General features: G+C 58.6%; 10 protein-coding genes. 4 read left to right on the top strand and 6 right to left on the bottom strand.

What is annotated here, in order from left to right:
* Positions 1–343 precede the first annotated feature (343 nt).
* The 4 genes from FKM97_RS24600 to FKM97_RS24585 all read right to left on the bottom strand — a co-directional run bounded on the left by FKM97_RS24600 (position 344) and on the right by FKM97_RS24585 (position 2,878).
* Positions 344–892, bottom strand: a complete 549-nt coding sequence (locus FKM97_RS24600; protein WP_144295110.1) for a recombinase family protein — start codon at positions 890–892, stop codon at positions 344–346.
* A 409-nt stretch (positions 893–1,301) separates the two neighbouring features.
* On the bottom strand, positions 1,302–1,454 hold the full coding sequence (locus tag FKM97_RS24595) for a hypothetical protein (RefSeq protein WP_205015299.1): 153 nt from the start codon (positions 1,452–1,454) through the stop codon (positions 1,302–1,304).
* A 28-nt stretch (positions 1,455–1,482) separates the two neighbouring features.
* Positions 1,483–1,848, bottom strand: a complete 366-nt coding sequence (locus tag FKM97_RS24590) for a helix-turn-helix domain-containing protein (RefSeq protein ID WP_144295109.1) — start codon at positions 1,846–1,848, stop codon at positions 1,483–1,485.
* Positions 1,849–1,954: 106 nt separating this feature from the next.
* Entirely contained in the window at positions 1,955–2,878 is a 924-nt protein-coding gene (locus FKM97_RS24585; RefSeq protein ID WP_144295108.1) for a LysR family transcriptional regulator, read from the bottom strand.
* 171 nt (positions 2,879–3,049) lie between these two features.
* Between FKM97_RS24585 and FKM97_RS24580 the strand changes: the two genes are divergently transcribed.
* Both FKM97_RS24580 and FKM97_RS24575 read left to right on the top strand, forming a co-directional pair.
* Entirely contained in the window at positions 3,050–4,324 is a 1,275-nt protein-coding gene (locus FKM97_RS24580) for a M24 family metallopeptidase (RefSeq protein WP_170241136.1), read from the top strand.
* Positions 4,321–5,586: a Zn-dependent hydrolase gene (locus FKM97_RS24575; protein ID WP_342783577.1), complete on the top strand. Its 1,266-nt coding sequence runs from the start codon at positions 4,321–4,323 to the stop codon at positions 5,584–5,586. The genes FKM97_RS24580 and FKM97_RS24575 overlap by 4 nt, the downstream gene beginning before the upstream one ends.
* Before the next feature lie 441 nt (positions 5,587–6,027).
* Here FKM97_RS24575 and FKM97_RS24570 read toward each other — a convergent pair whose 3' ends face one another.
* A complete protein-coding gene (locus tag FKM97_RS24570) occupies positions 6,028–7,011 on the bottom strand; it encodes an agmatinase family protein (RefSeq protein WP_144295105.1) in 984 nt (327 codons plus the stop codon).
* Between the two features lie 1,026 nt (positions 7,012–8,037).
* Between FKM97_RS24570 and FKM97_RS24565 the strand changes: the two genes are divergently transcribed.
* Positions 8,038–8,733: a DUF2848 family protein gene (locus tag FKM97_RS24565; RefSeq protein ID WP_144295104.1), complete on the top strand. Its 696-nt coding sequence runs from the start codon at positions 8,038–8,040 to the stop codon at positions 8,731–8,733.
* Between the two features lie 13 nt (positions 8,734–8,746).
* Positions 8,747–10,471: an IlvD/Edd family dehydratase gene (locus FKM97_RS24560; RefSeq protein ID WP_144295103.1), complete on the top strand. Its 1,725-nt coding sequence runs from the start codon at positions 8,747–8,749 to the stop codon at positions 10,469–10,471.
* A gap of 306 nt (positions 10,472–10,777) precedes the next feature.
* Here FKM97_RS24560 and FKM97_RS24555 read toward each other — a convergent pair whose 3' ends face one another.
* Positions 10,778–11,536 (bottom strand): class II aldolase/adducin family protein, encoded by a 759-nt coding sequence (locus FKM97_RS24555; RefSeq protein WP_144295102.1) that lies wholly within the window; start codon positions 11,534–11,536, stop codon positions 10,778–10,780.
* Positions 11,537–11,556 lie beyond the last annotated feature (20 nt).

Below are 11,556 nucleotides of genomic sequence, written 5' to 3'. Positions count from 1 at the left end.
GGACCCTTCTCTGCTTCGGCGCACCCTCACGCAAGTGGCCTGCTTTTACTCCGCCGCAGTGGCCTGGAATTGCTCCGCCGTTGACAGCCGATAGAAGGCTGGAGGTCATTGAGCCCCTCGACAAGGAAAGTCGCCGGCACCTGAAATGGACAGAGACGATCGTTCGAATTGGGATGTCCGTTGTGGCGATGGGCTGCGCGGAACAGCATAAACCGACGCGCAAAACACCTGAAACTCAGCGAGTCGGAATGTCCGGTTCCAGTGAGGGCAAAAGATTGCCTCTACGACTGAGATGACGGCGCAAAGCAGACAGACCATCGGCCACCGTGAGCGGCCTTTATCGTCAGGAGGCCTTGCCCTCGAGGACGCGATAAACTGACGCCCGGCCGATGTTCAATGTCCGGGCGATCGTGGATGCCTCCATGCCCTGGGGCCTCAGCAGCTTCACCCGTGCAATATCGATCGATGGCTTGCGGCCCTTGTAGACACCTTTCTGTTTGGCTTTGCGGATACCCTCCATCTGACGTTCCCGGCGAAGGCTGGTCTCGAATTCGGCAAAGACACCGAGCATGTCGAGGAAACACTTGCCGGACGGCGTCGACGTGTCGACCTGCTGGTCAAGGACCTTTAGCTCGACGCCCTTCTCCTTGAGCTCCCGCAGTATATCCTGCAGGTCACCGATTGATCGAGCCAGTCGGTCGACTCGGGTGACCATGAGCGTGTCACCTTCGCGACAATGGTCCAAGGCCTGACGGAGCATGAAGCGGTTCTTCCGCCCCCCGCCACTGACTTTCTCGAAATGAACATGTCGGCATCCAGCGGAGCGCAACCTGGCTTCCTGAATGGAATTGTCCTGATCGGTGGTCGACACTCGAGCATAGCCGATATTCATGGCTGGACCGTCTTATTAGGTTCTAGACGTCTTCAGTCGTATACTCTAATGAGGCGACATCTCTCTAGAACGTCCCCCCTCTTTGCGAGAGAGGGGCCCCGTCTCCTGTGTAATGGCTTCCCGGCATGATCAGTGATGAGATTCAAGTCTTGCAAGATCAGGTCAGCGCCCTCATGGGCGACCATTAAGGTTGATGCCATCTGGGTTGCCGGAGGTGATGTTCGCGGAGATCGACGCATACTTCATCCAGGGTCGTGATTCCCCGAAAACGAAGACTTTAAGTTACCGGCGCCCCCTTTAAGTTTCCCGCTCCATGCGACATGAGGGAAATCCTCACACAATCTTCGGGCGCGACGCAGATCGGCCTCACCGCCACGCCGAAGGAAACCGAATACGTCTCCAACACCGACTATTTCGGCGAGCCGGCTCGGACGATGTAGGCTGCAAGCGCGATGTCGTTGATCGTCTCACCGTCGATATTCAGCCTGAAGCTTTGACCCTGGATTCCGTCACCGTTCGAGAAGTCGATTTCGAAGTCGAAGCATACCCGCTTTTCCGTCACAGACCTCCAGCCTATCAGCCACACCAAGCTACCCGACTGTCATTCCCCCGCCATCATCGTTGCCGTCCTGCCCCGAGGGCCAAAGACCACCAGAACCCGCCGCGATCCGCAAGAGGGGCAGTTGAGCCGGCCCGCCAGCATGTCGATCGGGGATCGACGACGCCGTCATCTGTTCAGAACATCTTCCCCTCGGAGTACGACTCCACAGGGGCTGACAAACGCCACTCTGTTCCAGCGCAATAATAATATTGCAGAGCGTCGAGCATTTTGGATCGACACGCCCTCTCTCGATGTTGCTCAAGCCCGTCTCAGAGATACCTGCAGCAGTCGCGAGTTCCGCTTGTGAGAGGCCGAGTAGCGTACGAGCTGAACGGATCTGGATGGCCTGGATCAAGAATAAGAACTATATACACGCTTGAAAAGAACTCAACTTGAATTGATTTAATAAGAGGCTACACTGTTATTCAGTGGAATTTGCCACAGAGACCACTGTGGCGAGCTCAAATTCCGCTTATGTGGTCCACCGGCGCAGCCGTTGCCTCTGCGATCAGAAGCGAAGTGAAGGTGCTAAGGAGCTCGGTGTCTCGGGCTGCCCGGCGCGTAATCAGCATGTGCTCAGAGGTATAGTCCATTCGGGGCAAAGGAACTCGCCATAGCTCGCCGCGATCGACCCAGAGTTGGGCATAGTGGGCGGGCAGATAGCCTAGGTATTCTCCGCTTCTTAGGAGCACGAGCATCGCCTCCATGCTGGTGACCACTGCGCGCGCCTTCGCGACTCCAAACCGGCTGCGATCGAAGTCGTGGTGATAGGTGCGTAAGATTACCGAGTGGGGTGGGGTGTCGTGGCGCTTCTGTTCCTGGGCGTCGAGGCCGAACAAAGGGTGGTTGAGGCCGCAGTATACGGTGTGCCGCTCCGTGAACAGCCGCTGGAATTTCAGGCCTGAAATGTTGCGGATGAAGGGGCCAATGGCTGCGTGGATGCGGCCATCAAGGACTGCCCTTTCGAGCTCCTGGCGGGAATCTACCACGAGTTCGAACTCTACGGCATTCTCTGTCCGGTTGAAGCGGCGTATTGCCCGGGTGACGGGGAAGCTCGGGTGGGTCACCAAGCAATCGACCGAACCTATAACGAGCCGTCCGGCCAGTGTGTCGCGCATGCCGGCGAGTGTGCTGGTGAAATCGTCGAGGGTCGTAAATAAACGCTTGGATTCCTCGTAAACTAGACGCCCGCGCTCAGTCAGTCGGAAGCCGCTGCGACCCCGGTCACACAAACGGAAGCCGACGCGCTTCTCGAGGTCGGAGATATGGATGCTAATCGTCGATGTGCCAATGTTCAGAGAGGTTTCGGCGGCGCCGAAGCCGCCAGCCTCGACGACGGCGGCGAACACGCGAAGCAGGCGAAGATCTATGTCCGAGACTTGCAAGCCGTCACCATCGTCTTTCAGTTGAAATGCCTCAAAGTAAGCATCGAATGATTACTATACAAAATCAATGTGAGGCAGTTTTAACCTACTCCTCGGAGACGGCAGCAGGCCGACGGCTGGTGTCTCTCGGCATCTACCGAATGTCGCATGGAGGTCGTATTGGAGGTGGTAATGACTGCAGCTATTGAAGCGGACCATAAGATCCTCGACGTCGCGGAGCATACAGAGCACGTGACCTTTCAGAAGACCAGCCGCAAGACCTCCAATGGCTACTATCTTCCGATGATCGTCCATGACCGTTTGGCCGTGTCGCCCGAAGAGTACATCCGCCGCTATGACCTGGTCCAGGACGCGATGGCGAGGATGGATCTCGACGCACTGCTGATCCGCGGGCCGGAGAATATAACCTATTTCAGCGGCTATGAGACGCCCGGCTACTACCGTTACCACAGCGTGATCGTCCCGCGTGGCGGCGAGCCGGTTTTCGTGGTGCGCGACTTCGAATGGATCAACACACCGGAATTTGCATGGAGCACTAAGCTTGCGAAGGTCTACGACTGGGACTACGGCCCCAACGTGACAGCGAGCGTCCTGCGCCAACTCGGTCTCGGCGGCGCCAAGCGGATCGGCGTCGAAAAGCGCGGCTTCTTCTACACTGTCGAGGAACACGAGACCTTTTGCCGGGGACTTCCAGAAACCGAGTTCGTTGATGGCACCGAGATCCTCTGGAACGCGCGGATGATCAAGTCCGACGAGGAGATCGCCGTCATGCGGAAGTCGGCGGCTTTGGTCGATAATGCGATGCTGGCTGGTTACGAGGCCTCGCGCCCGGGGGCCAGCGGCGACGAGATCAATGCGATTGTTAACAAGACGCTCCTCGAGCACGGCGGCGAGTACATGGGGCTGCCACCCTTCGTGCTGGCCGGCGAGCGCAGCTGCCTGCCGCATCAGACCGGTGGGACCAACCGGCTCAAGAATGATGATGTGATGTATTTCGAGATCTCCGCCTCTAAACACCGCTATACGGCGGCGTTGATGCGGACGATTTTCCTCGGCCGCCCGAAGGACGAGTGGCTGCGTGCGGCGCAAGCTTGTATCGACGCCGCAACCGTCGCGATGGAGACGATCAAGCCCGGCGTCACGCCCCATGAAGCCGACACCGCCGCGCGAGCGGTGACGACCAAGGCGGGATTTGCCGATCTCCATCGCAACCGGCTCGGCTATAGCATCGGCGTCAGCTATCCACCGGACTGGGGGGAGGGCGAAATCATCTCGCTCCAGCAGCACGAGTACCGCCCCCTCCAGCCCGGCATGACCTTCCACATGCCGCCGCTCTGCCTGAAATACCGGGAGTTTGGCATCGGCTTCTCGGAGTCGATCGTCGTCACAGAGACCGGCTGCGAGCGCCTATCAAACCTACCGCGCGAGATCGTCATCAAGCCGTGATCGTCGGTAAGCCAGCGGTGGCGAGTGGCAAATGGCTGCGACCCGATCGACTCCAGGCAGATTTGGTGACGCTCGCCTCATTCGGCGGTCTGGCAAACGGAGGCGTGACACGACCGGCGTTTTCGCAGGCCTATCGCGAGGCGGTGGTCTGGTTGCGGACGCAGATGAATGATGCGGGGCTCACCGTCTCCACTGATGCGGTGGGGAACCTCATCGGACGCCTCGGACCGGCGGAGGGGCCGGCCGTTATCTGCGGGTCCCACATCGATAGCGTGCTGGAGGGCGGCCGCTACGACGGCGCGCTCGGCGTGCTCGCCGGACTGGAATGCGCGCGGGCGCTGACGGCCAACGGACAGGTTCCTGCCAGGGCGCTCGAAGTGGTTGCGTTCGTCGACGAAGAGGGCGCGTTCTTGAGCTTGCTCGGTTCAAGAGCTATGACCGGACGGCTTCAGAAAAGTGACATCGTACGCGCCGCAGCGAGCGATGGAACGCGGCTCGTTGACGTGATGGAGACGAGCGGCCTGGACAGCCGGCAGGCGGCATGGGCGCGCCGGCCACCAGAGGATTTTAACTGCATGGTTGAACTGCATATCGAGCAGGGACCGGTGCTCGAGTCTGCCCTTCTCGATATCGGGATCGTCACCTCGGTCGTCGGCCTGCACCTGAGCCGCCTGACCTTTTCCGGCCAAGCGGCGCATGCGGGGACCACCCCCTTGGACACGCGTCGTGACGCCATGCGCGGGGCAGCGGAAGCAATCACGCGTGCATTCGAAGCGCTGGAGCGTGATTTCGGTCCAGATGTCCGCCTCACCTTCGGGGCGTTAAACGTGCTGCCCGGCTCATCCAACGTGGTGCCAGGTTTGGTGGTAATGACATGTGAGATCCGTGCCGAGAGCGAGCAGACGATACTCGAACTGGCCCGCGACGTTGAATTGATCTGTCGTGATGTGGCTGCGCATCGGGGGCTCGGTTTCAGGAGGCAACTCCTTTCTTATGATCCGCCAACAGCAATGTCTGCCCGCATAATCGATGTGCTGGCAAGAGTGGCGGGTGAACTCAGCTTCAGCCATCACCTGATGCCGTCAGGCGCTGGGCACGATGCGCAATCCTTTGCCGATGTCTGCCCCACAGGCATAATCTTCGTGCCGAGCCAGAATGGCCTCAGCCACAATCCGTTCGAGTTCACAGCTCCGGAATACATCGAACGGGGGCTTCGCCTGCTTCATGCGTTCCTCTGCCACCGGTTGTTCGCGTCTGCTTGATGGCTCAGTAACCGTGAGCTGTGCGTTTTGGCCATCGGATTTCAGCGCATATCTTTCGCGCCGGTGTCCAGGGGGGCCGCAGGAGTGGTGGACCGTGTGGTCTCTGCAGCAATGCCTTTTGATAGCATTGCGGGTTTATTAACCCTCAGGTGAGGGGGCCCTGCAAAGCAGCGAAATGAAATGCCATTTTTTCGTCGTCTGAAAAGAACTGCGACGCTCCGCCGAACCTGTACCTCCGCTACCACGAGGTCTTCGTCGACCGGCAATTCAGCGAAGTGCCAATCCTTAGCCTCGATCGATGATGCCGGTGCCTTGCAGCGGGCTTACGCCGAGCTTCCTGCCAAGACTGCGGCAGCATTATCGGCAACAAGGCACTGCGCAATTTCCGAAATGTTCCAGCCACACATCATCCTACTCCCAGTTAACCGTCACTGATCAAAATCAATTAGCCCGGTCTCGTTCGAAGGCGGAACGTCCCGCCATGAACTCGCACATCAAAGTCGCAAGAACGCTTCCAGTGCTGCGCGATGTGTCGATCAATGGTGCAAATTCGACAATATCGAATGCCGCCGCGCCAGTTTTTGCCAGGTGCCGGACGGCCTTCATCGCTTCGAATGCCTGGAAACCACCGGGCCCTGGGTACTGGGTTGCCGGTGCAACAGAATGATCCAATACATCCGTATCAAAGGTTACGTATACCGCATCGGTGCCATCACTCACCCGGTCGTGGGCTTCTCGGATGCAGACGTTCAGTCCCCTTTCATAAAGATTTTCCATCGTGTAAAATGTGACGCCAATGTCTTTTCCGTACTGGATTTCAGCTCCAGCATTGGCAAAGCCGCGAAGTCCAAGAAAAACTATTTTCTTTGGATTGACATGACCACTTTCTATCAGGCGGCGCATGGGACAGCCGCAATAATGTCTGTCTCCCCTGTAGCTATCCATCAGGTCCGGATGACCATCAAACCATACTATGCCGATATTCTTCCCGTGATATTCTGAGAAAGCACGAATCGTGGCCTCGGAAATTGTGTGACTGCCACCTGCTATGACCGGCGTGAACCCACGCCTTAGAATTTCCATCGTTACTTCTTCCGTATTGCGAAGACTGACTTCGTAATCCATCAAGTTAACTTCGACGTCGCCGAAATCCGATAGTCCATTCGTTTCCACGAAATTAATATCGAGGTCGACGCTGTATGGCCGAAGCCGCGCAAGCGCCTGGCGGAGCCCGTCTGGTCCGCCCTTGCCTCCGATGTCGTTGATCAACAATCCCTCGAATGGCACACCAAAAAACGCAAAACCACCAGGCGCAAGCTTTTCCGCTGGAATCAAAGAAGAACCGAGCTTGGCATAAGTAAGATCGACAATGTTTTGAATCGCCCATGCAGGACGAGGTTGCAAGTGCGGAATCTGCGCTGCCATTTGTCACCTGTGATTGTTCGCTTTGATATCAGTCCATCATCGTCCGGTAGAGCCATTGAAGCAATATCGGAGTGCGAATGGAGGCTGAGCAATACACAGCTGAACAGGTACATCCGCCTCGTCGGGCCGAATGTTGATCTCATGTATTTCCATGACTTTGATTGATGATGTGCGGATATGAACTAGGTGGTTCATTTCGGGTGATCGCTGTCTACGCGGGCTTGGCTTCAACAATCTACGCATCAAGACGGCTCCCTCGGCGGCTGCGCACAGGATTTTCCGCCAATGCAGACAATCACAGAGGGGTGCGGATTCACTCCACCTTCGTCGGGGGGCTCCCCCAGGCCGAACTGCGGCCTGCGCCAACGAATTTCTTGAATGGCTTTGAGCTTATCCCATGTCGTCGCCGTCAAAGATTCGGCGGTGGTCGATTGGGTAGGACCATCTCTACGGTACGGCGGCATGGTACTTGTTAGGAAAACCGGTCATGAACGGCAGTTGAGCGAGGGGCTCACAGCGACGTCGGCGCCGAACCCCGAGCGCCCCGGCATATGGTCGTGAACCGCTGCTGCCGCCCAAACCTCCACTTCACTTCAACTGTGTCGGCCCTAACACTTGCCTCCGAGCCCGCGATTGAGTCGCCCATAGCGGCTCATCATGTGGTCACCGCCGGGACAGCGTGGCCATAGCCGAAAGCGCCGGATTCGCACGTTTGTCACAGCCGGCAAAGTTTTTAATAAGACTCCAGGACAGCACCGGTTTGACTTCGCCGATTTGCGGCCTCGTCGCCCGAGACCTCTAGCCGGAGTTCGACGGCGTTGACAATACTGACCAGCCTCACCACAGTTGCCGCCGCAGCGATGGTGGGATCGAGGTTGTCGTCGATACCGTCCCAGATATTGTGCGGCAGCGATTTCTAGTCACATTGTTCCGCGACTACCAGCACCCACACTATGCCTTCGCAACAAATGTCGGTCGGGAACTCTCCACCTTCGGATAACCGGTCGCGTCATCAAAGGAGAGGCCATGACCAGAGAGATAGTCTTTGAGACCCCGGCGGGAATATTGAAGACGACCGTACGGCGGCTGTTGTGCGCAGGCTACACCGGGCGCACCAGGAGCCTGGTGGACGCACATATCGAGGAGCTCAAGGCGCTTGGCATTGGCACGCCGCCACACATCCCGATGCTTTTTCCCATCATTTCCTCGCTGCTCACCCAGGCCGAAGCGACCGAGGTCGTCGGGCCGAACACTGCGCCGGAAGTTGAGTATGTGCTGTTCCGCGAAGGGGGGCTCGACTATGTGACGGTGGGCAGCGACCAAACCGACTCGGTGATGGAGGGCAAGGCAGCCTGCCTTGCTAAAAACCTCTGCGAAAAATCCATTGCGCGGGTGGCTTGGCCGCTCTCCGAATTGCTCGATCACTGGGATGCGCTCGAGCTCAGCCTGGTCTGCAACGGCACGACCATGCAGCGCGGTCAGGTGGCTGCCATGTTCACGCCGGAGCAGCTTAGGGATTTTGTCAGCCAACATGATGGCGCGGAGCACGAGAACCGGATGATCTTCTCCGGCACCCTGGAAACCCACGGCCGTTACCCGGGCGGTGTCCAGGACCTCGAGCTCGAACTTCGCGATCCGGTCCTTGGCCGCAGCATCCGCCATGCCTACCGGGTGACCCCGCTGGACGAAATCTTTCCGGCGCCGGCCGAGAGCACCCGTTAGCGAAGGCACGGCCATGACCACCAGAGTCAGTCGATCATTGCGCAGCCAGCGCTGGTTCGGCCCCCTCGACTATTCCGCCATGGGAGCACGAGGACTTTTAAAAAATCAGGGGTGGCCGGAGGACCTATTCGACGGTCGCCCGGTGGTCGGAATCTGTAACACATGGTCGGAGCTCTCGCCCTGCAACGGCCACCTTCGCGACCTCGCCGAAGCGGTGAAGCGTGGCGTGTGGGAGGCTGGTGGATTCCCGCTCGAGTTTCCCGTAAGTAGCGTCGGGGAAACCCTGGCGAAGCCTACCGCGATGCTGTTTCGCAACCTCATCTCGATGGATGTCGAGGAGAGCATCCGTGCCCACCCAATGGACGGCGTGGTCTTGCTGTGCGGCTGTGACAAGACGACGCCTGCGCTCCTGATGGGAGCAGCGAGCGTCGATCTGCCCGCAATCGTGGTTTCAAGCGGGCCGATGCTGAGCAGCCGCTTCCGCGGCCGCAAGGCAGGCTCAGGCACGCATGACTACAAGGTGTTCACCGAATACCGAGCGGGCACAGTCAGTGCGGCCGAACTTCTCAACTTCGAGTGCATTGTGAACCGCTCGGCCGGCACCTGCATGACAATGGGGACCGCATCCTCAATGGCCTCAATGGTCGAGGCAATGGGGCTCAGCCTCACCGGCAACGCAGCAATCCCGGCAGTCGACGCGCGCAGGCGCCGACTTGCGCAGCTCAGCGGCCGTCAGATCGTGACGATGATTCATGACGACTTGCGCCTTTCGAAACTGCTGACGCGTGATGCTTTCGAGAATGCGATCATGGTCAACAGCGCCGTCGGCGGCTCAACAAACAGTGTCTTGCATCTGCTCGCTATTGCTGGCCGTGTCGGCGTCGATATCACACTAGACGACTGGGACCGCCTCGGAGCAGCAACACCGCTTTTGTTGAACCTCATGCCTTCCGGTGACTATCTGATGGAGGACTTCTTCGAGGCGGGCGGACTGCCGGCGCTCATGTCGGAAATCGCTGACAGCCTGCACCTTGCCGCCCCGGGATGTTGTGGTCGTACGATCGGTCAGCGCATTGCTGGTGCATGCAATTCTGATCCCGATATTATTCGACCTCGAAGCAAGGAGCTGCGACCATCCGGCGGCGTGGCGGTACTGCGAGGAAATCTGGCGGAGCGCGGTGCCATCATCAAGACCACCGCTGCAACGGACGGTCTGCTGAGCCACCGGGGGAAAGCCGTAGTGTTCGAATCGCTCGAGGATCTCGAGGCCCGTATCGATGATCCGCATCTCAACGTTGGGCCTGACGATGTCCTGGTGCTCCGTAACTGTGGCCCGCGCGGCTTTCCTGGCATGCCGGAAGTCGGCGCCATACCGATCCCCAGAAAGCTTCTGGCGCAGGGCGTGCGCGACATGGTGAGGCTGTCTGACGCGCGCATGTCGGGCACCTATTTCGGCACAGTGATACTACACATTGCGCCAGAGTCGGCGGTCGGAGGCACACTCGCGCTGGTGGCCTCCGGCGACATCATCGAGCTCGACGTAGAGCATCGCAGGCTGCATCTCGACGTGGGAGAAACTGAACTCGCGCGGCGGCGTGCCTTGTGGCAGGCGCCCCAGCCTCGCCTGCACTCCGGTTATGAGTCCCTCTACGTAAATACCGTCACCCAGGCCGACGAGGGGTGCGACCTCGACTTTCTGCGGGGCTGTCGCGGAGCTGATCCGCGCTGGGGCCTTTAGCTTCAAAACGCATTGCTCAGCGCCAGAACGAACGGCTGCGGTGATGCCGATAACCGCGAGAAGAGTTTGCGCAATCGGTCGACCCGTCCTTGGTTTCTCGATCGACGTTATGACCGGTAACATCCTCGTTTCGGGCAGGCCACGCGATGAGCTCTAGGTGGATTTCGTCAATGATGCGCAATGGCCTGAGCTGTTTGCCGGCAAGGTCTGCGAAGCGCCGGTCGAAATAGACGAGAGGCGGATGAGGCGACTGTCGACCGTCTTGTGGGGCCCTTAGTCACTCGGCGCGTGCCTCCACCGGGTGACCTAATCCGCATAAGACGGATCGTCTCGATCCAATTCACGGACCAAAGCTTCCCATTCCGGCACACCGAACGGCTTGCCGCCAAAGCCGGTATCGACCTCCTGCGCCATCGCCAGGATTTCGTCCTCAGGGGGGAAGATCAACTCGCCGCCGGTGGCTTGCGCAGCGATTTGGACGTCGCAGGCTTTGTCGAGATAATAGGTTAGTTGGAATGCCTCTGGAATCGTGCTGCCGACCGTAAGCAGGCCGTGATTTTCCAGGATCAACGCGATGTTCTTGCCAAGGTCCGCCCCCAAAGCCCGGCAATCATCATCGCTGCCGCCAAAGTGCCGGTAGGCGCTATATCCGATCCGATTGTGGAAATAGAAGGCAAATTGACTGGCAGGAAGAAGGCCCGACTTCAACATCGAAACCGCCACGCCGGCCCGGGTATGTGTGTGCAGCGAGCAGAACACGTCGGGCCGCGCTTTGAAGATTGCTCCGTGGATGGAGAAACCCGCCGCGTTCACATTAGAATGCGATCCTAAGTATCGACCTTGGGCGTCCACCGTAACGAGATTGGAGGCACAGATCTCGTTGAACAGAAGTCCGTATGGGTTCAAGATAAAGCGGTCCTCGACACCCGGCACACGAGCGGCAATATGAGTATTGATCGTATCCGTCATCCTCAGTCGATACAGTATTCTGTAGCAAGCCGCGAGTTGAACTCGGGTTGCCCATTCCGCGTCCGAGAACTCAAGTCTGGGTTTGTCGTGTTGCATCAAGCGATCCCCTTTGCGGT

It is taken from the genome of Rhodoligotrophos appendicifer (assembly GCF_007474605.1).
GTDB classification, from domain to species: domain Bacteria; phylum Pseudomonadota; class Alphaproteobacteria; order Rhizobiales; family Im1; genus Rhodoligotrophos; species Rhodoligotrophos appendicifer.
Note: the sequence above shows the minus strand (reverse complement) of the source record. Positions and strands in the feature narration are given on the sequence as shown.

Bases quoted from the DNA above. Each gene is read 5' to 3' on its own strand.
- FKM97_RS24600 (WP_144295110.1), bottom strand. From the start codon at position 892: ATGAATATCGGCTATGCTCGAGTGTCGACCACCGATCAGGACAATTCC.
- FKM97_RS24580 (WP_170241136.1), top strand. From the start codon at position 3,050: ATGACTGCAGCTATTGAAGCGGACCATAAGATCCTCGACGTCGCGGAG.
- FKM97_RS24570 (WP_144295105.1), bottom strand. From the start codon at position 7,011: ATGGCAGCGCAGATTCCGCACTTGCAACCTCGTCCTGCATGGGCGATT.
- FKM97_RS24565 (WP_144295104.1), top strand. From the start codon at position 8,038: ATGACCAGAGAGATAGTCTTTGAGACCCCGGCGGGAATATTGAAGACG.
- FKM97_RS24560 (WP_144295103.1), top strand. From the start codon at position 8,747: ATGACCACCAGAGTCAGTCGATCATTGCGCAGCCAGCGCTGGTTCGGC.
- FKM97_RS24555 (WP_144295102.1), bottom strand. From the start codon at position 11,536: ATGCAACACGACAAACCCAGACTTGAGTTCTCGGACGCGGAATGGGCA.